Genomic DNA, 19387 nt, shown 5'->3' on the forward strand with positions numbered 1-19387 from the left:
GATGTTACGCGGAGCGCATTTCGTCAAGGATCGCTTCCGCTGCTGCCCGCCTGTCGGCCGCGCCGACGATCGGCCGGCCGACCACGAGGTGGCTGGAGCCGTTGCGGATTGCTTGCGCCGGCGTCACCACGCGTTTCTGGTCGCCGCGGTTGCTGCCCGCGGGCCGGATTCCCGGCGTCACGACCGCCAAATCGGGGCCGACGATGCGGCGCACCGCCTCCGCTTCTTCGGCCGAGCAGACGATGCCGCCCATGCCAGCATGCAGCGCCTGCTCGGAGCGCCTCAGCACCAGCGTATGCGGATCATATTCATAACCGGCGTCGATCACGTCCTGCTCGTCCATCGAGGTCAGCACGGTAACCCCGAGCAGGCAAAGATCGCTGCCCCTCGCGGCCTCGACCGCCGCCTTCATCGTCTTCGGATAGGCGTGGATGGTCAGCATGCTCATGCCCATCCTGACGATGTTTTCGACCCCCTTGGCCACGGTGTTGTCGATGTCGAGCAGCTTCATGTCGAGAAATATCTTGGTGCCGCCGCTGGCCATCTCGCGGGCGAAGTCGAGCCCGCCGGCAAAGGCGAGCTGGTAACCGATCTTGTAGAAGGAGACGATCCCGTCGAGTTCGCGCACGGCATTCTCGGCTTCCTTCAGCGTCGGCAGGTCGAGGCCGACGATCAGCCTTTCCTGCATTGTACCGGCATGCGCGGCGTCCGGGATCATGCCTCGATCCGCGTCGACAGCATGCGCGAGGTTTCGATCAGCGTGCGGCATAAGTGCTCCATCGATTGGCGTAGTCTCTCGTCCCTGAAGTTGCCCTCGTCGTCGAAGGCGTTGCCACCCTCCGGCACCGAGCACTCCGGTGTCACCACCTCCATCCGGCAGCGCACCAGCACGGCGCGCAGATGGTTGATGCAGCGTATCCCGGCGAAGGGTCCGTTGGAAGACGAGCAGAGGCCGGCGACCTTGCCGGCAAGCGGCCGGAACGTCCGGCCGCCATCCTTGCGCAACTGGCTCACCCAGTCGATGGTGTTCTTGAGCAGCGGCGGAATGGAGCCGTTATATTCAGGCGTGGCGATCAGCAGCCCGTCATGGGCGGCGATCATCCGGCCGAGCTTCACGGCGTTTTCGGGAACGCCTTCTTCCTTTTCCAAATCCTGATCGAGGATCGGCAGCGGATAATCGGCGAGCGAGATGCGGGTCACCTCGGCGCCCTGCATGGCAAGTTCCTTCTGCGCCACGTCGGCGGTCCTGCCGCTATAGGCGCCGTTGCGCACCGAGCCGGCGAAGACGAGAATTTTCGGGATGATCGGCATCGCAATCCCTTGCTGTGGCGGCAGCTATAGGCGATGCGTGGGACGAATCAATAGCCGAGATTGCGGCACGCATTTAGCACTGGCCGCTTTGGCGGCCGGCGCCAGCGGATAGGGTGGACCTCGTGGGATTGAAATACGTAGGCTACGGTCTTGTCGCTCTCGCGGTCGCTGTCGCCGCCTTCGCACTCAGCCCGTGGCCTTCGGTCCTTCTGATCCGTTACGCTTTCCATAAGGATGCGGTGGCAAAGAACCGTGCGCTTGAACAGCACGTGCACGCCAATGTCAGCGAACTGCGCGACGAGCGCTATGGCGAGGACCCGGACGAGGCCCTTGACGTCTTCTTTCCCGTCGAGGCTTCGGCCAAGGCATTGCCGACAGTCGTCTGGGTGCATGGCGGCGGCTTCGTTGCCGGAAACAAGGCCGACATCTCGGCATACATGAAAATACTGGCCGGGCGTGGCTACGTCACTGTTTCGGTCGGCTATTCCGTCGCCCCTGGCGCCCGCTATCCGACGCCGGTCCTCCAGGCCAACAAGGCGCTTGCCTTCCTTTCCGGCAATGCCGGCCGCTACCACATCGACCGCAACAGGCTTTTTCTTGCCGGCGATTCCGCCGGCTCGCAGATCGTCGCTCAACTGGCTGCCACGATCAGCAATCCCGCCTATGCCGCCATGGTGGGCGTCGATCCGGCCATAGAGCGCGCGCAGCTGAAAGGCGTTGCACTGTTCTGCGGCATCTACGATCCAGCGATGATCTCGCCCGAAGGGCCGTTTGCCGGCTTCAACAGGACCGTCATGTGGTCGTATCTCGGTGTGAAGCGGCTGAACGATGACCCGCGCGTTGCCGAATTTTCCGTCGACAGGCACCTGACGCCGCAATTTCCGCCGGCATTCGTCTCCGTCGGCAATGCCGATCCGCTGGCGCCGCAGTCCCGTCTGATCGCGCAAGCGCTCACGGCGCAGGGCGTCGAGGTCGACACGCTGCTCTTTCCGGACGACTACAGTCCGGCCCTGCCGCATGAATATCAGTTCGATCTCGACGGGAAGGCCGGAGAGCAGGCGTTCGAAAGGCTAACGGCATTCCTGGACCGATTGGCCAACCAGCCGCAATGACCGGCTTGCCGGCATCCAGACGTCTGGCGTGCGTTCAGCCGCGCCGGTAGATCCAAAGCTGCGTCGGCGGAATGTTGCGGATGACGAAATGGAAATGCTCGACCGTATAGTCGCCGCGGCCCGGCGGGATCGGCGACAGCGGTCCATAAGTCAGCTGCACGATCGGCCGGCCCGCCGGGATGCGGTCGAGCAGGCTCTCGACATAGGCGATGCGCTGGGCGACCGGGAAGTTGAGCAGCGGCACGCCCGATACCACCGAATCGAAGACCAAGTCGCGCTTGTCGCCAAGCGTCGCATCGAGATTGAAGGCGTCGCCCTCGATGACGTTGACGCCTGGATAAAGCTGGCGCAGATGGCGCACGAAATCAGTGGAATATTCGACCGCGTAGAGATTTTCAGGCTTTATGCCCTGAGCGAGGATGGCGCGCGTGATGACGCCTGTGCCGGGCCCGACCTCGAGCACCGGCAGGCCGGATTTCGGATCGACGATCGAGGCCATCTTACGCGCGGTGATGGAACTGGTCGGGACGATCGAACCGACCGCCTTCGGCTTGTCGATCCAGCCCTTGAAGAACTTCAGCTCGTCGTCGAACTTTTCCGCCAGCGTCTTTCGCAATCCGGGACCACGTGTCATCGAAAGTCCTCCTCAACGCTCCCTCGCATGCTACTTAGCAGCTACGAGGTGCAAGACAAGGCGAATCCCCGGATAAGGTGTTGATGACGCTCGGGAAGCGTTTTCCGGGGATCAGCGTCAGTGCTCGCCGAACGTTTCGAAAAAGTCCTTCATGCGGGCGAAAAATCCGCTCGACTGGGGCGAATTGTCCTTTGAGGAAAGCTGCTCGAATTCCTCCAGCAATTCGCGCTGGCGGCGCGAAAGACTCTGCGGCGTCTCAACCACGGTCTGGATGTAGAGGTCGCCGATATTGGGCTGGCGCAGCACAGGCATGCCCTTGCCCTTGAGGCGGAACTGGCGACCGTTCTGGGTGCCTTCCGGCACCTTCACCTTCGTCTGGGTGCCGTCCAGCGTCGTCACCTCGAACGAGCCGCCAAGCGCTGCCGTCGTCATCGAGATCGGCACCTTGCAATAAAGATCGGCGCCGTCTCGCTGGAAGAACTCGTGCGGCTTGACCGCGAGGAAGATGTAGAGATCGCCCGACGGGCCGCCGCGCAAGCCGGCCTCGCCCTCATTGGCAAGCCGGATGCGGGTGCCGTCCTCGATCCCGGCGGGGATGTTGACCGACAGCGAGCGCTCCTCGGTGACGCGGCCCTGGCCGGCACATTTCGGGCATGGATCCTTGATGGTCTGGCCGCGCCCCTGGCATTGCGGGCAGGTGCGCTCGATCGAGAAGAAGCCTTGCGTGGCGCGCACCTTGCCGTGGCCGTTGCACATCGAGCAGGTGACGGGCTGGGTGCCGGGCTTGGCGCCGCTGCCCGAGCATTCCGAGCAGGAGATCGAGGCCGGCACGCGGATCTGCGCGGTCTTGCCGGAAAATGCCTCTTCCAGCGTGATTTCCATATTGTAGCGCAGGTCGGCGCCGCGTTCGCGGCCGCCGGACGAGCGGCGCTGGCGCCCGCCCATCATATCGCCGAAAATGTCCTCGAAAATGTCGGCAAAACCGCCGGCGCCAAAGCCTTGCGCCCCGCCATTCATGCCGCCGTGCTCGAAGGCGGCGTGGCCGAAGCGGTCGTAGGCGGCGCGCTTCTGCGGATCTTTCAGCGTCTCGTAGGCTTCGTTGATTTCCTTGAACTTGTGCTCGCAGGCATGGTCGCCTGGGTTGCGATCGGGATGGAACTGCATGGCGAGCTTGCGGAAAGCGCTCTTGAGCTCCTTCTCGTCGGCGCCCTTTTGCACGCCCAGCGTTTCGTAGAAATCAGCTTTCATATTTTCCCGCAGTCCGGATATTCAACGTCTTGAAGCATTCCAACGTCTTGAAGCATCGTCGCGTCGTTTGCCGGCACGCTGTTCCGATTTAGGTGCGATGGAGCCGGGATGCCAGTGTCTACGAGGCTTTGTCCGCATTTTTTCGGCCGGCTCCGCGTTTTTCCGGCAAGGGTTGCAAAAAAGCCCGGCTGCGCGCCGGGCTTTTTCCTTACCTGTACCGTCAGGCGGTTCAGGCCGACTTCTTCTTCTCGTCGTCTTCGTCGATTTCCTCGAAATCGGCATCGACCACATCGCTGTCCTTGGCGGCATCCGCCTTGGCGTCGGCCTCGGCGGCTTCCTTCTGCGAAGCCTCGTACATGGCCTGGCCGAGCTTCATCGAGACTTCGGCGAGCGTCTGCGTCTTGGCCTCGATCTCGGTCACATCGTCGCCTTCGGCAGCGGTCTTCAGCGCCGCGATCGCATCGGCAATCGCCGTGCGGTCGGTCTCCGAGACCTTATCGCCATAGTCCTTCAGCGACTTCTCCGAGGAATGCACCAGAGCCTCGGCCTGGTTGCGGGCCTCGACCAGCGCGCGCCGCTTCTTGTCGACTTCGGCATTGGCCTCGGCATCCTTGACCATCTTCTCGATGTCGGCATCCGAAAGGCCGCCAGACGCCTGGATGCGGATCTGGTGCTCCTTGCCGGTGCCCTTGTCCTTGGCCGAGACGTTGACGATGCCGTTGGCGTCGATGTCGAAGGTGACCTCGATCTGCGGCACGCCGCGCGGGGCAGGCGGGATGCCGACCAGGTCGAACTGGCCGAGCGCCTTGTTGTCGGCGGCCATTTCACGCTCGCCCTGGAAGACGCGGATGGTCACCGCCGACTGCGAATCCTCGGCCGTCGAGAACACCTGGCTCTTCTTGGTCGGGATCGTCGTGTTGCGTTCGATTAGCCGCGTGAACACGCCGCCCAGCGTCTCGATGCCGAGCGACAGCGGCGTCACGTCGAGCAACAGCACGTCCTTGACGTCGCCCTGCAGCACGCCGGCCTGGATGGCGGCGCCAAGTGCGACGACCTCATCCGGGTTGACGCCCTTGTGCGGTTCCTTGCCGAAGAACTGCTTCACGATCTCCTGGATCTTGGGCATACGGGTCATGCCGCCGACCAGAACCACCTCGTCGATCTCCGCGGCCTTGAGGCCGGCATCCTTGAGCGCCGCCTTGCAGGGCTCGATGGTACGCTGGACGAGATCTTCGACCAGGCTCTCGAACTTCGCCCGCGTCAGCTTCAGCGTCAGGTGCTTGGGGCCGCTGGCATCGGCGGTGATGAAAGGCAGGTTGATCTCGGTCTGCGTGGTGGACGACAGCTCGATCTTGGCCTTTTCAGCCGCCTCCTTGAGGCGCTGCAGGGCGAGTTTGTCGTTCCGCAGGTCGATGCCCTGTTCTTTCTTGAACTCGGCCGCCAGATATTCGACCAGACGCATGTCGAAATCCTCGCCGCCGAGGAAGGTGTCGCCATTGGTCGACTTCACCTCGAACACGCCGTCGCCGATTTCGAGCACCGAGATGTCGAACGTGCCGCCGCCAAGGTCATAGACGGCAATCGTCTTGCCCTCCTTCTTGTCCAGGCCATAGGCAAGTGCGGCCGCCGTCGGCTCGTTGATGATGCGCAGCACTTCCAGGCCGGCGATCTTGCCTGCATCCTTGGTGGCCTGGCGCTGGGCGTCGTTGAAATAGGCAGGAACGGTGATGACCGCCTTCTCGACCTTTTCGCCGAGATAGGCTTCCGCCGTTTCCTTCATCTTCTGCAGGATCATCGCCGAGATCTGGCTGGGCGACTGGTTTTTGCCGCCGGCCTCGACCCAGGCATCGCCATTGTCGCCCTTGACGATCTTGTAGGGGACAAGCTTCTTGTCCTTCTCCGTCACCGGATCGTCATAGCGGCGGCCGATCAGGCGCTTGACCGCGAAGATGGTGTTTTCAGGATTGGTGACCGCCTGGCGCTTGGCCGGCTGGCCGACGAGGCGCTCGCCGTCGCTGTTGATGGCGACGATGGAGGGGGTCGTGCGCGCGCCTTCCGCATTCTCGATGACCTTGGATTCCTTGCCGTCCATGATGGCGACACAGGAGTTGGTTGTTCCCAGATCGATACCGATTACTTTTGCCATTTTTCTAATCTCTCCGCTAAGCAGGCTCTCAGGACCCGTACAGGCGTTCCGACGAAAGCCCCTGTTCACAAGAAATTCCGCTCCGGCAACCGGCATTCGGCGCTGGACGGCTTGGCGCGTATATAAGAACAGGCTGCGTGACGCGCAAGCATTCTGCGCAAGGCGTTCACCATTCATCGCGGTTGATCGGATTCGGGACCGGCAGGCCCCGTGTTCCTCGGCCACGATATCTCGAATCCAGCCGGTTCAGCCCGACCAATGAACCTTTCCGCCTCAGCCTGCGACTGACGCTCAGGTGCCGCGTGGTGCGGCCCGGAAAGGAAAGCCCAATGACCACAAACCCAGAGGCTCCATGGTCTCCGGGAACAGCAGGAGCTCAGCGCGACCATCGCCTTCGGGACCGGGTCGATGCGCTGGGCTTTCCGCCGGTTCCATTGACCCCGCGCAGACGCAGGCGTAGCATGACGTTGAGGAAAGCAGACAATTCGATCAGGGATGAACGTGCCGGAACGCCGCGCCTTGCCCTGATTTGCGCGCCGAGACCGGATGTTTCTCCCATGACCTGCGGGGGGAGATCCATGTCGTGCGACCACGGCGCGTTCGCGCGCTCTTATGCCGGCCGTCTGCGCCGTGTCATCCAGGCAACCAGCGCATTATTGCCCTTGGCGCTTATCGCCGGGCTTTGGGCCAGCCTCTGGCTTGGCGGCTCGGCCCAGGCGCAGGAAACCCAGATCATCTATCCGGGCTCGATGGCAGTGACCGGGTTTTCCGGCACCATCATCCCCAATTTCGAGGACGGGCTGCCGCCGGGCGTCGATCCGGTCGACGAAACCTTCATCGACACGGCGCGCGCAACCTTGCGCGTTTTCGACGTTTCAAGGCTGGATGGGCCGGCCTCGGGCCAATTGGTCTTCACCCCGCCACCCTTCGAGGTCACGGCCGAGCAAATCGGCCAGGTGTTCGGCATCGCCTATGACGACGGCGTGCGCGACGGCGTTCCCTCCGCCATTCCAAACCTCTATGCCGGCGCCACGTCGCTGCACGGCATCCGCATCGTCACGCCAGACGGCGACGGCGACGGCCGGCCGGAGCGGCAACGCCGCGGCATGGCTGACGCGGTCTTCATGGACGGCCAGTTCGGCACCGAAAACGGCGGCGGCCCCGGAACGATCTGGAAGATCGACGGCATCACCGGCGCCGTCTCGAAATTCGCCGATATCGACGCCGATAGCGGTCCCGGCATCGGCGACGTCACTTTCGACAATATCCACCGCCAGTTCTTCGCCAGCGATCTCGACACCGGCCTCATCCACCGCATCGACGCCAATGGCGCGTTGGTCGATACATTCGATCACGGCGTTGCCGGACGCCCGGCGCACGGGCTTGCCGCCCTTGCCGACGACGGCTCTGTGATGGACATCCATGGTGCTGCCTTCGACAGCGAGGACCCCGACAGCTGGGGCTATACGCAGGACGAGCGCCGCGTCTGGTCGGTCGCCTATCGTGGCGGCCGGCTCTATTATTCGGTCGGCGAAAAGGCGGAAATCTGGTCGGTGGGCATTGCCGGCGACGGCAGCTTCGCCGGCGACCCGCGCTGGGAACTGACAGTCAAGGCCGACAAGGATTACGCGGTCACCGACATCGCCTTTGACAACAAGGGCTTCATGTATCTGGCCCAGCGCGGCCCGGTGGAGAACCGCTACGACTACAGCCAGTTCGCCGATTCCGGCAAGGGTGAGGTCATCCGCTACTGGCGCGAAAACCCGGACGATCCGGCGACTGAATCGGTCTGGGTGGAAGTGCCGCAGGAATATGCGGTCGGCTTCCCGCTAGACAACCGGCAGTCGGCCGGCGGCCTCGACCTGCAATATGGCTACGATGCCCAAGGCAATCTCGACACCGGTGTCTGCACCGACACGCTGGTCGATACCGGCGACAAATTGCGCGACAACCCGGAGTTCGCCGAACAGCTCGCAGCCGGCGGGCCGCTTGCCGTGCACGGCGTGCAGGTCACGCCGACGGCGCTGGTCAAGCCGGCCAACGTGCCGCCTTTCGGCTCGTGGTTCGTCGATTTCGACAATTATTTCGAAGACCCGGAAGTCGAAGGCCATGTCGGCGACGTCGAGGTCTGGCGCCCCTGCGAAGGTCGCGCCGGCTATTACGAGCAGGTGCCGGGCGACTATCTGCCACCTTTCTATCCACCGGACTTCCCGCCCCCCGGGAACTTGCCTCCCTGTATCGATGTCGAGGACGTCGAGTATTTCTGCACGCCCTCGGGCCTCGAAGCCGATCTCTATCTCCATGACCATGCCGGCTTTGGCGGCGATTCGATCAAGGCTCTGTCCAGGACGCCTGGCGTCGGCGTGACATCACCCCTGTCGCATGCTCCCGGCGCGCCATACACGATCGGCATCACCGGCCATTATCCTGGCGAAAGGGTCGATGTCGGGCTCTGCTTCTACAAGCAGTCCGACCGCGACAAGGGTGGCTACTACCCTTGCTGCAAGATGACCTTGCCGCTCAGAACCCCAGCCGTCAGCTGCGAGCCGTGAGGAGGGGAAGATGAGCAATCTTGCACTTTTCCCGCTCGCCCCGAGCAGTGAGTCAACCGGCAATCAACCAATCGTCATGGAGACCATCATGAAACCCCTGTCACTCGCCAGGCGCGGCGCGCGCTGGCTGATGGCGGCCGGTATCGCGGTCGCCATGCTAGGCCCGCTGCAAGGCTTCGCCGAAGACCTTGCTCCGGCCAAGACCAAGCCTGCCGATGCGGGCATCCACACGGTCATTCCGGATCCCAAGCTCGATTTCGACAATCCTCGCATCGTCAATCCGGAGCCGGGCCGGATCGTGCCCTTCTTCACCAAGAAAGGCACCCAGAGAGGCTGCGACTATGTCGTATACTCGCTGAGCTTCGGCTTGCGCGGCAATCCGCAGGGTCTTGCCAGCCCGAACCTCGCGGAAGCGCTGAAAAAGGTCAGGCTCGATTTCAGGGACCAGCTCCCGCATGGCCTGCGGATCGTCGGCGTGCATGTGACCGGCGACGGCACCGATGAGTCCGGCGGACCGCTGCCCGGCGCTGCGATCAGCAGTTCGGCTGATCCCAACGATACGGCGACGGTTTCCGATTTCCGGATTTCCGCCGGCGATCTCGACGGCATCGGCGCTCCGAACGAGCGCGTCATCACCTTCCAGATCACCGCCAAGATCGACCATACGGCGTTTCCGTCGCCGGCGATCGTCGACAATCAGGGCGTGATCAAGGTGAGCCGCGAACGCGGCGCCGGCGTCGAAATCCCGTCGCAGGACCCGGGCAAGCCGGACGACGGCAACTATCTCACGGGTGCAAAGACCTCGATCAAGATCGACGTCACCAAGTGCAACCCGCCGCCTCCACCTCCCGGCGATCGGGAATGCTTCAAGGTGGAGCGAGGCACGGTCGATTGCGTCCCCGGCGGCGGCGCCTTCATCTACCACATGCCGGTCGGCCCTGAGATGGGTGGCAAATGGGTGCAGCTTTCGACGACGACACCCGGCATCACCATCATCCCCGACACGCAGCTGGTGCCGGCGGGCGGCGGTGTGCTCAATTGGAAGATCGTTGGTGCATCACCTGGCGACGTCATCCACATCATCGTCACCGGCATCGAAACCTATGCCGGCCCGAAGGAGGGCTGGGGCCTGTGCTGCACGCAGACCATCGACATCGTCATCCCGCGTGACCAGAGGTGCCCGCCGAAGGACAAGGAACCGGATCTGAAGGTTGAAAAGCGCGCCGACGTGCAACGTTGCACGATGGGCGGCGGCTGCGACTTCACCATCAGGGTCACCAATGTCGGCGATGCACCCTATCACGGCAAGATCGTGCTCGACGAAGTGACGCTGCCGGCCGGCTCTGCCCTCGATTCAGGGCCGAACCCGCCATGGGTCTGCGCGCCGGCAATCACCCCGATGATTTGCACCCATCCGGTGACTACGCTCAATCCGGGTGCTTCCGTCGACCTCAAGCTCGGCTTCAAGCCGGCCGCAGGCTGGCAAGGCGGCGTCTTGCGCAACTGCGCCACCTATAATTACGGGGCCAGCGGCAAGCCGCTTTTCGGCAGCCAGCAAAACGACCGCGGCTGTGCTTCGATCCCGATCTGCCGGCGTGGCGATCGTGACCGCGACTGCCGGCCGCCGGTGGAGAAGAAGGTCGACCTGATCCTGAAGAAGCGCGCCCGCACCGAATTCTGTTCGGCCGATGGTGTCTGCACCTTCGTGATCGACATCATCAACAATGGCAGTGTCCCCTATAATGGGCCGCTGACGGTCATCGACACCTATCCGGGCGGCGCACCGCCATCCTCGACCTTCGGCCCGACGCCGCCATGGACATGCGGGCCGAACGGCCCCGGCCAGTTCCGCTGCGACAATGCCGGCATCGCGCTTATGCCGGGCGCCTCGACGCCGATCTTCGTCAGGGCGGTGATGCCGGCCAACTACCGGCCGGATAGCGTCGAGAACTGCGCCGAGGTGAAGGCTATTCCCGGTGAGAACGACATCGTCAACAACAGGGCCTGCGCCAAGAAACGCCTCCGTCATCCGAATGGCGGCCAGCCGGCCCTGCGCATCACCAAGGTGTGCAATGGCTCGCTGGCCGGTGCTGCGGTCGTTTCCTGCCGCATTACCGTTATCAGCCTCGGCACCACTGCCCCGACCGGTCCGGTGCGGGTCAATGACGCCGCGACGCTGGTGGCCGGCGGAGCGCCGGTCCAGATCCAGACCGTCACCCCAGACGGTGCGGAATGGGCTTGCGGACCGGTTCCGGCCAATACCCTGTCGTGCCAGATTCCCGGCGCCGTGATGACGCCCGGAACCAGCCGCCATTTCGACGTGACGGTTGCCGCGAACGCCGAATTCGAGAACTGCGCACGCGGCTCCTACGGCCCGGCTCCGGGAGACGATATCGTCTATCCGATCGGCCAGGCCTGCGCCAAGGGCGGCGGCGCCTCGACCATTCGCGTCGAGAAGACCGGCGACGCCGAGTGCAAGCTCGGCCAGCCCTGCTCGTTCGAGATCACCATCACGAACGATGGCGCGAGCGCCTTCTCCGGTCCGGTTCGCATCGGCGATGCGATCGGCGTCGAAGGCCTCGGCCGGCTGGAGGGCGTTGCGATCGCCTCGATCGATCCGCCCTTCGGCTGCTCGCCGGAGCCGGCAACCTTGCCTCTGTCCTGCATTGCCCAACTGACGCTCGGCGCCGGGGAAAGCCACGTGCACAATGTGACCGTGATCATTCCCGACGATGGCCGTCTGGCCAGTCTGCAAGGCACTGTCAACGGCCAGAACTGCGTCGGCGTGCTGTCTCCGAACACGCCGGTGCAAGGCGGTGGCGACGTGTTGTCCCGCGGTGCGGCCAACGTGCAGGGCGATCGCGGCAAGGCCTATGCCTGCCATCCCTTCATCATCATGCATGAGGTGAAGAAGGAGTGTTCGCAAGGCTTCGTCATGAACGACGCTGGCAACTGCGTCTGCCCGCCAGGCACGACCTTCCGCAACGGCCAGTGCTCGTCGGGCGGCGGTACGGTCATCGTGCCGAAGCCGAAGCCTTGTGTCCTGCTCAAGGGCCAGATCCGTACCGAGGACGGACGCTGCGTCTGCCCGCGCGGAACCGAGCTGGAGAACGGCGCTTGCGTTGGGAACAAGCCGAAACCCGAGCAGTGCACCATTCGTGGCCAGATCCACAACGCTGCTGGCGATTGCGTCTGCCCGAGGGACACGGAAGTCAGGGGCAATGCCTGTCGGCCAATCCAGCCAAAGCCCGAGCAGTGCAGCATCCGCGGTCAGACCCACGACGCCGGAGGCGATTGCGTCTGCCCGAGGGGCACGGAAGTCAGGGGCAATGCCTGCCGGCCAATTCGGCCGAAGCCAGAGCAGTGCGCGATCCGCGGTCAGATCCACGACGCCGGAGGCGATTGCGTCTGCCCGAGGGGCACGGAAGTCAGGGGTGATGCCTGTCGGCCAATCCAGCCGAAACCCGAGCAGTGCACCATTCGGGGTCAGATACACAACGCCGACGGCGATTGCGTCTGCCCGAGGGGCACGGAAGTCAGGGGCAATGTCTGCCGGCCAATTCAGCCAAAGCCCGAGCAGTGCGCGATCCGCGGTCAGATCCACAACGCCGATGGCGATTGTGTCTGCCCGAAAGGTGCGGAAGTGCAAGGCAATGCCTGCCGGCGCAAGAAGCCAGTTGTGGTGGAGTGCCCGATACCTGGCCAGATCCACAACAAGCGCGGCGCCTGTGTCTGCCCGCGTGGGACCGAGCTGCGCGACGGCGCCTGCCGCAAACCACGGCTGGAATGCGCACCGGGCGCGCGGCCGATCAACGGCCAGTGCCAGCCGATCATCAAGCGGCGCTGCCCGGTCGGGACGGTCGGACGATATCCGGACTGCGTCCCGATCCGCCGGAAATCGACGCTTGAGCCGAACCTGCTGCTGAATCCGAATGTTCTTCAGCAAGTCGTTCCACGGCGCAAGCCGCAGCCGGAGCAATAGGATACGGGGCGCGGAACTTCAAACAGTGACCGTGCTCGTCACCCAACACCCCGCCGGAGCGATCCGGCGGGGTTTTTTCTTCAGCGGCAGATGAGAAGGCAGCGCAAACCTGAAGCCGTTGCGTCGACGGGAGGACAAACCGGCTTCCACTTTCCGGACTCATGGTCTAGGCAGTCGATACAGACACAGGGTCCGTAAACCGGGGCGTTCGGGAAGGCCGCATCATGAGCAAAAAAACCCTGATCGCGCCATCGGTGCTGGCGTCGGATTTCTCGAAGCTCGGCGACGAGGTCGAGGCGGTGGTCGCGGCTGGCGCCGACTGGATCCATCTCGACGTCATGGACGGGCATTTCGTCCCCAACATCACCTTCGGCCCGCCGGTAATCAAGGCGATCCGCAAACGCACCAAGGCGTTTTTCGACTGCCATCTGATGATCGCACCGGCCGATCCCTATCTGGAGGCCTTCGCCGAAGCCGGCTGCGACGGCATCACGGTGCACGCCGAAGCCGGGCCGCATCTCGACCGCTCGCTGCAGACGATCAGGAGCCTCGGCAAGAAGGCCGGCGTTTCGCTCAACCCGGCGACGCCGGAAACGATGATCGAATATGTGCTCGACCGGCTCGACCTGATCCTGATCATGACCGTCAATCCGGGCTTCGGCGGCCAGGCCTTCATTCCCGCGATCGTCGACAAGGTGAGGCGGGTGCAGGCGCTGATCGGTGACAGGCCGATCCGGATCGAGATCGACGGCGGCATCTCGCCCGAAACTGCGCCCTTGGTCACCGCGGCCGGCGCCAGCGTGCTGGTCGCCGGTGCCGCCATCTTCAAGGGCGGCAGCGTCGAAGCCTACCGGGCAAACATCGAGGCAATCAGGGGAGCGGCGGACAAGGCGGCCGGCTGACCGCCGCCGTCCGGCCGGAGACAGCCGCTCGGGGGGACTTATGAGCAACCATCTGTTCGATGCTTTCCGTGCCCGGATGCCCGCGCCAGAACGCCTTTTTATGGAGACGGAGGACGGCCGCTCGGTCAGCTATGGCGATGTGCTGGCACGCTCCGCACAACTGGCGCATGCGCTGTCACAGCTGGGCGTCGAAGCCGGCGACCGCGTCGCCGTTCACGTCGAGAAGAGCCCCGAGGCCATTTTCCTCTATCTCGCCTGTCTGCGTGCCGGCGCGATCTTCCTTCCGCTCAATACCGCCTACACGCTGACCGAGCTCGACTATTTCTTCCGCGATGCCGAGCCGCGCCTGGTCGTCTGCGACCCGGCGCGAGCGGGCGAGATCGGCTCTTTGGCGCAGGCCTCGGGCGCCGCGGTCGCGACACTCGGCAGCAAGGGCGAGGGGTCGTTGACCGATCGCGCCTCTGAGGAGGCGGTGGACTTCCACGATGCGGCGCGCGGACCGGATGACCTTGCTGCGATCCTCTACACGTCCGGCACCACCGGCCGTTCGAAAGGCGCCATGCTCAGCCACGAAAACCTCGCCTCGAATGCACGGGTGCTCGTCGACCTCTGGCACTTCACTGCCGCGGACGTGCTGATCCATGCGCTGCCGGTTTTCCACACGCATGGCCTTTTCGTCGCCACCAATGTCGTCCTGATGGCCGGTGCATCGATGCTGTTCGAAACCAGATTCGACCCGGCCCGCATCGTCTCGCTGCTGCCGCGCGCCACCGCGCTGATGGGCGTGCCGACCTTCTACGTCCGCCTGCTGCAGCAGGACGGCCTGAACCGGCAAGCGGCGAAAAACATCCGCCTGTTCGTTTCCGGCTCTGCGCCGCTTTTGGCCGAGACGCACAAGGCTTGGCGCGAGCGCACCGGCCACGCCATCCTCGAGCGCTACGGCATGACCGAGACCAACATGAACACGTCGAACCCCTATGAGGGCGAGCGGCGTGCCGGCACGGTCGGCTTTCCCTTGCCCGGCGTCTGCCTGCGCATCACCGATCCCGACGGTGGTGAAACACTTGCCCAGGGCGAGATCGGTATGATCGAGGTCAAGGGCCCGAATGTCTTTTCCGGCTACTGGTGCATGCCGGAAAAGACCAGAGCGGAATTCCGTGACGACGGTTTCTTCATCACCGGCGATCTCGGCCTAATCGATGCCGACGGCTATGTCCACATCGTCGGCCGTGGCAAGGACCTGATCATTTCCGGCGGCTACAACATCTATCCGAAGGAGGTGGAGAGCGAGATCGACGCTCTTGCCGGTGTCGCCGAAAGCGCTGTCATCGGCGTTGCCTATCCGGATTTCGGCGAGGGTGTCACGGCGGTCGTGGTGCGGACGCCGGGCTCGACCATCAGCGCCGCCGAGATCGTCGAGGCCATCGCCGGACGCCTCGCCAAGTACAAACATCCGAAACGGGTGATCTTCGTCGACGAACTGCCGCGCAACACCATGGGCAAGGTGCAGAAGAACCTGCTGCGCGACGCTTACAAGGCCCTCTATACGTCCAAAGCCGGCTAAGCCTGAGGGATAGCGTTGGCTGTAAAAACCTTGGCGCCGTCGATCCAGACGTTTTTCACGTCCAGATCGTCCGACAGCGAAACGATGTCGGCGGCGGTGCCCTTGGCGAAGCGCCCGAGCCGATGCGACTGGCCGATCGCCTGCGCCGGATAGAGCGAGGCCATGCGCAAGGCTTCGTCGAGGTCGAGGCCGACGACACGGTGCACGAAGCGCACCGCGGAAATCATGTCGAGATCCGCGCCAGCCAGCGTGCCGTCGGCAAGTGTCAGCCTGCCATCCTTGCGGTGGATGGTGCGGCCGTTCAGCGTGAACGAGATCATGTCGGTGCCGATCGTCGCCATGGCGTCGGTGACGAGCAGGATCTTGCCCGGCCCCGGCTTGGCGCGCAAGGCGATGGCCATGGTGGCCGGATCGACATGGATACCGTCGGCGATGATGCCGGCATAGAATGTGCCGGTATCGATTGCCGCGCCCGCCAGCCCCGGCTCGCGATTGCCGATCTGGCTCATCGCATTGAACAGATGTGTGACCACCGTGGCGCCGGCCTCGGCGAAGGCGCGGGCCATGGCATAGCCGGTATCCGAATGGCCGATGCTGACGATGATGCCGGCCTTGCTGAGCGCCGACACCTGGTCGCGCTCGACGGATTCGGGCGCCACTGTCGTCAGCAGCACCGGCAGGTTTTTCCGCGCGGCGATCAGCATCGCCTGGTCGGCATCGGTCATTGGCCGGATCAGGGCCGGGTCATGTGCGCCCTTACGGGCGATCGACAGATGCGGGCCTTCGAGATGCAGGCCCAGGAAACCCGGCACCTTTTGCCGTGCGGCCTCTGCTCCGGCGGCAACCGCCGCGGCGGTGATCTCGGACGTGTCGGTGATCAGCGTCGGCAACAGTGCCGTCGTGCCGAAGGGCGCGTGTGCCCGGCAGATGGTCTGGATGGAGGCGACATCCGGATGGTCGTTGAGCATGACGCCGCCGCCGCCATTGACTTGCAGGTCGACGAAGCCCGGCACCAGCATGCCGCCGCCGGTCTCGATACGCGCAACACCGGATGGAACGGCGCCGGCGGGAACGATGGCCTCGACGAGGCCGGCGCGTACGACAAGGGCCGCATTGTCGTGCCAGTCGTCGCCATCGAATATCCGGGCGCCGGTCAGGGCAAAACGGTCGCTCATAGGGTTTCCGTCACCTTGCGCAGATTGGGCGGCGTGTCCGGGTCGAGGCCGCGATGGCGGGCAAAAGCCTCGACGAAGCCGTAGAACGACACGATCAGCGTCAGCGGATCGGTCAGCGGATGGCCGGTGGCGACATGCGGCAGAGGCTGCGCCCTCTTTGCCTTGTCCGAAGTCACAAAGACGGCGGCGCCCTTGCCGGCCAGGCTGTCCGCGGCTTCGGCCACCGACGGTTCGGATGCATCGCGGGCGGCGAGTGCCAGCACCGGGAAGCCGGGACCGACCAGCGCCAGCGGGCCATGCATGACCTCGGCCGCACTATAGGCCTCGGCATGCATGGCGCAGGTTTCCTTGAATTTCAGTGCCGCCTCGTTGGCGATCGCCGCCGACGGGCCACGGCCAAGGATGAACAGCGATTTCGGCGTCTCAAGCGCCCCGGCCAGCGCCATCCAGTCGCAAGCGATCGCCTTGCGAAAATGTTCCGGCAGGCGAGCGAGTGCTGCCAGAAGTTTGTCATCGCCGGTGCAATGCGCCATCAAGGCGAGCCCGGCGACCGCCGAATTGACGAACGTCTTCGTCGCCGCGACGCTGCGCTCCGGTCCGGCCAGGATATCGATCGCGTAGTCGCAGGCGCGTGCCAGCGGCGAATCGGCGGTGTTGGTGACGGCGACGGTCAGCGAACCGCCGGCTCTCGCCGCTTGCGCCATCGCAACGATGTCCGGGCTCTTGCCGGATTGCGAGATCGCCAGGCAGGCCGAGCCGCCCAGTTTCAATTTCGCGCGGTAGATCGAGGCGATCGACGGGCCGACCGATGCAACCGCCAGGCCGGCGGTCAGCTCCACGGCATATTTCATGAAGGTCGCGGCATGGTCCGACGAACCGCGCGCCACGGTGACGACGAAATTCGGGTCTCGCTCGCGAATGCCGCGCCCGGCCTCGGTCAGCATCGCTGCCGAGCCATCGAGCAGGCGTGCGGTGGCCTCCGGGATCTCCTCGATCTCGCGCCGCATATGGGTCGTTGTTGCGCTCATGGCCGGCCCTCTTCGCCCGGCCCGCTCAGCCGGAGTTCGGCGACGAAATCATAGGCGTCGCCCCTGTAGATGGAGCGGGTGAACTCGATCACCTTACCGCTCGCCAGATAGGAGATACGCTCGATGTGCAGGCCGGCAATGCCCGGCGGCACTTCCAGCAGATGCGCGTCGCTATCGCCAAGATTGGTGGCGGAAATCCGCTGCACCGCCCGCACCGGCCTGTTGCCGGTCTTGTCCAGCGCCGCGTAGAGCGATGAACCGATCGCCGCCGGATCGGGCAGCACGCTTGTCGATAGTGAGGCGCGCTCGATCGCCAGCGGCGTGTCGTTGGCGATGCGCAGGCGCGCCACACGAGCCACCAATTCGTTCGACGCCAGGCCAAGCACCATCATCTCGTCGGGCGACGGCGGATAGAGGCCGCGGTCGAGCCAGGCCGAACGCACCGCCATGCCGCGCCGCGCCATGTCCTCGGTAAACGAGGTCAGCATCGACAGCGACTGCTCGACGCGCTCCATGCGCGGCGCAACGAAGGTACCGGAACCATGGCGCTGGACGAGGATGCCGCCCTTGACCAGGTCCTGTACCGCCTTGCGCACGGTGACGCGCGAAATGTCAGCCTTGCTGGCGATGTCGCGCTCGGAAGGCAGCGCATCGCCCGGTCCGATCAGCCCGCGTTTGACGGCGTCCTCGATGCTCTTCCTCAGCTGCAGATAGAGCGGCGCGCCGCTTTGCGACGACTGTTTCAGCGCCGTGAAAATCTGGTCGGCGGCGTCGCTCATCGCGCTGCCTCCGCCGTGTCCGCGAAAATCCGAACCGCCATCTGCACCGCGCCGCCCAGCGCATCGTCGAGCGGCGGCTTCAGCAACGCCCGGTAGCGCGCCGACAGGCGCGGCGCATAGAGCGGCGCCAGCCCGCCGAGCAGGCAGAGCGGATCGTCGCCACCGAGGTCGAGCACGCCAAGCGCTGCCTCGACATCGGCGACAGCCTTGTCGAGGATCCAGATGGCGACGACATCGCCCCTTTCGGCATGTTCGAACACCTTGGGCGCGAAGCCGCCGAAGTCGCCGGGCTTGGCATTGGTGGTGAATTCGACCACATCCTCGGGATTGTTGCGGAAGATGGCGAGCATGGCCTCTGTCAGCGGCGAGCCTTCGCGGATGCCGTCATAGGCGAGCAGCGTCTGTTCGAGCAGGTCACGGCCGATGCGGGCGCCGCTGCCCTGGTCGCCGACCTGGAAACCCCAGCCGCCGATGGCGCGCGATCTGCCGTTTTTGCGCGCCATGTAGGCGGTGCCGGTGCCGAGGATGGCCATGGCGCCGTCACCGGAGCCGACCGCGCCTTCCAGCGCGATCTCGGCATCGGTCTCGACGCGGCTGATGCGGAACGGCAGGATCGCTTCGAGCTGCTGCCTGTAGGTGCCGACATTGGCGCCGGCTAGGCCGAGAATGGCCGGAGTTTGCGGGATTAGTGCGGGATCCTTGCCTGCGGCGACAAAGGCCTGCTGCGCTGCGTCGACGATGTTCGTCCTGGCGCCGGTGAGATCGGTGCGGATGTTGGCGGCGCCGCTTTTGGCACGGCCGAGGACGGTGCCGTCGGCCGTTGCAAGGGCCGCCCTGCAGCTGGTGCCGCCGCCATCGATTCCGAGCACGAATTTCACGCGATTTCTCCTCCGGGCGGATAATACCAATAAAATACCAATAGCCAAGGATTAATTTCCATTTCAAAAATGTTAA

General features: G+C 64.4%; 14 protein-coding genes. 5 read left to right on the plus strand and 9 right to left on the minus strand.

Going from position 1 to position 19387, the window contains the following annotated elements:
* Positions 1-4: 4 nt before the first annotated feature.
* Positions 5-718, minus strand: coding sequence for an orotidine-5'-phosphate decarboxylase (gene pyrF, locus NKJ94_RS21560; RefSeq protein WP_352527605.1), 714 nt, complete (start codon positions 716-718; stop codon positions 5-7).
* Positions 715-1311, minus strand: a complete 597-nt coding sequence (locus tag NKJ94_RS21565) for an NADPH-dependent FMN reductase (protein WP_352527606.1) — start codon at positions 1309-1311, stop codon at positions 715-717. The genes pyrF and NKJ94_RS21565 overlap by 4 nt, the downstream gene beginning before the upstream one ends.
* A gap of 122 nt (positions 1312-1433) precedes the next feature.
* Between NKJ94_RS21565 and NKJ94_RS21570 the strand changes: the two genes are divergently transcribed.
* Positions 1434-2423, plus strand: coding sequence for an alpha/beta hydrolase (locus tag NKJ94_RS21570; protein ID WP_502904212.1), 990 nt, complete (start codon positions 1434-1436; stop codon positions 2421-2423).
* A gap of 34 nt (positions 2424-2457) precedes the next feature.
* Here the strand turns inward: NKJ94_RS21570 and pmtA are convergent, their stop codons facing one another.
* The 3 genes from pmtA to dnaK all read right to left on the minus strand — a co-directional run bounded on the left by pmtA (position 2458) and on the right by dnaK (position 6451).
* Positions 2458-3057, minus strand: a complete 600-nt coding sequence (gene pmtA / locus NKJ94_RS21575; RefSeq protein ID WP_352527608.1) for a phospholipid N-methyltransferase PmtA — start codon at positions 3055-3057, stop codon at positions 2458-2460.
* A gap of 117 nt (positions 3058-3174) precedes the next feature.
* Positions 3175-4305, minus strand: coding sequence for a molecular chaperone DnaJ (gene dnaJ / locus NKJ94_RS21580; RefSeq protein WP_352527609.1), 1131 nt, complete (start codon positions 4303-4305; stop codon positions 3175-3177).
* Positions 4306-4534: 229 nt separating this feature from the next.
* The gene (gene dnaK, locus NKJ94_RS21585) at positions 4535-6451 is read right to left on the minus strand and encodes a molecular chaperone DnaK (RefSeq protein WP_023718912.1); all 1917 of its coding nucleotides are present in this window, start codon (positions 6449-6451) and stop codon (positions 4535-4537) included.
* Positions 6452-7029: 578 nt separating this feature from the next.
* Here dnaK and NKJ94_RS21590 point away from each other — a divergent pair.
* The 4 genes from NKJ94_RS21590 (at position 7030) to NKJ94_RS21605 (ending at position 15451) form a co-directional block, all read left to right on the plus strand.
* Positions 7030-9003 (plus strand): hypothetical protein, encoded by a 1974-nt coding sequence (locus NKJ94_RS21590; RefSeq protein ID WP_352527611.1) that lies wholly within the window; start codon positions 7030-7032, stop codon positions 9001-9003.
* Positions 9004-9013: 10 nt separating this feature from the next.
* Positions 9014-12985 carry a DUF7929 domain-containing protein gene (locus NKJ94_RS21595; RefSeq protein ID WP_352527613.1) on the plus strand — a complete coding sequence of 1324 codons (3972 nt, stop codon included), beginning with the start codon at positions 9014-9016 and terminating at the stop codon, positions 12983-12985.
* Between the two features lie 224 nt (positions 12986-13209).
* The gene (rpe, locus tag NKJ94_RS21600) at positions 13210-13887 is read left to right on the plus strand and encodes a ribulose-phosphate 3-epimerase (protein ID WP_352527615.1); all 678 of its coding nucleotides are present in this window, start codon (positions 13210-13212) and stop codon (positions 13885-13887) included.
* 40 nt (positions 13888-13927) lie between these two features.
* On the plus strand, positions 13928-15451 hold the full coding sequence (locus NKJ94_RS21605) for a malonate--CoA ligase (protein WP_352527616.1): 1524 nt from the start codon (positions 13928-13930) through the stop codon (positions 15449-15451).
* On the opposite strand, the gene nagA is transcribed toward NKJ94_RS21605, so the two are convergent.
* From nagA to NKJ94_RS21625, 4 genes are read right to left on the minus strand one after another with little or no spacing between them, the layout of a single operon-like run.
* Complete coding sequence (gene nagA, locus NKJ94_RS21610) at positions 15448-16626, minus strand: N-acetylglucosamine-6-phosphate deacetylase (RefSeq protein ID WP_352527617.1); 1179 nt, start codon at positions 16624-16626, stop codon at positions 15448-15450. The genes NKJ94_RS21605 and nagA overlap by 4 nt on opposite strands.
* On the minus strand, positions 16623-17654 hold the full coding sequence (locus NKJ94_RS21615) for an SIS domain-containing protein (protein WP_352527619.1): 1032 nt from the start codon (positions 17652-17654) through the stop codon (positions 16623-16625). The genes nagA and NKJ94_RS21615 overlap by 4 nt, the downstream gene beginning before the upstream one ends.
* Positions 17651-18433: a GntR family transcriptional regulator gene (locus NKJ94_RS21620; protein ID WP_352527621.1), complete on the minus strand. Its 783-nt coding sequence runs from the start codon at positions 18431-18433 to the stop codon at positions 17651-17653. Before NKJ94_RS21620 ends, NKJ94_RS21615 begins: the two co-directional genes overlap by 4 nt.
* Positions 18430-19311: a glucosamine kinase nucleotide-binding domain-containing protein gene (locus tag NKJ94_RS21625; RefSeq protein WP_352527622.1), complete on the minus strand. Its 882-nt coding sequence runs from the start codon at positions 19309-19311 to the stop codon at positions 18430-18432. Before NKJ94_RS21625 ends, NKJ94_RS21620 begins: the two co-directional genes overlap by 4 nt.
* Positions 19312-19387: the final 76 nt, after the last annotated feature.

The organism is Mesorhizobium sp. M0060 (assembly GCF_040323155.1).
Taxonomy (GTDB): Bacteria; Pseudomonadota; Alphaproteobacteria; order Rhizobiales; family Rhizobiaceae; genus Mesorhizobium.

Coding starts and splice junctions, on each gene's coding strand:
- nagA (WP_352527617.1), bottom strand. CDS start 16,626: ATGAGCGACCGTTTTGCCCTGACCGGCGCCCGGATATTCGATGGCGAC.
- NKJ94_RS21565 (WP_352527606.1), bottom strand. CDS start 1,311: ATGCCGATCATCCCGAAAATTCTCGTCTTCGCCGGCTCGGTGCGCAAC.
- dnaJ (WP_352527609.1), bottom strand. CDS start 4,305: ATGAAAGCTGATTTCTACGAAACGCTGGGCGTGCAAAAGGGCGCCGAC.
- NKJ94_RS21605 (WP_352527616.1), top strand. CDS start 13,928: ATGAGCAACCATCTGTTCGATGCTTTCCGTGCCCGGATGCCCGCGCCA.
- NKJ94_RS21620 (WP_352527621.1), bottom strand. CDS start 18,433: ATGAGCGACGCCGCCGACCAGATTTTCACGGCGCTGAAACAGTCGTCG.
- dnaK (WP_023718912.1), bottom strand. CDS start 6,451: ATGGCAAAAGTAATCGGTATCGATCTGGGAACAACCAACTCCTGTGTC.
- rpe (WP_352527615.1), top strand. CDS start 13,210: ATGAGCAAAAAAACCCTGATCGCGCCATCGGTGCTGGCGTCGGATTTC.
- NKJ94_RS21615 (WP_352527619.1), bottom strand. CDS start 17,654: ATGAGCGCAACAACGACCCATATGCGGCGCGAGATCGAGGAGATCCCG.
- NKJ94_RS21590 (WP_352527611.1), top strand. CDS start 7,030: ATGTCGTGCGACCACGGCGCGTTCGCGCGCTCTTATGCCGGCCGTCTG.
- pyrF (WP_352527605.1), bottom strand. CDS start 718: ATGATCCCGGACGCCGCGCATGCCGGTACAATGCAGGAAAGGCTGATC.
- pmtA (WP_352527608.1), bottom strand. CDS start 3,057: ATGACACGTGGTCCCGGATTGCGAAAGACGCTGGCGGAAAAGTTCGAC.
- NKJ94_RS21595 (WP_352527613.1), top strand. CDS start 9,014: ATGAGCAATCTTGCACTTTTCCCGCTCGCCCCGAGCAGTGAGTCAACC.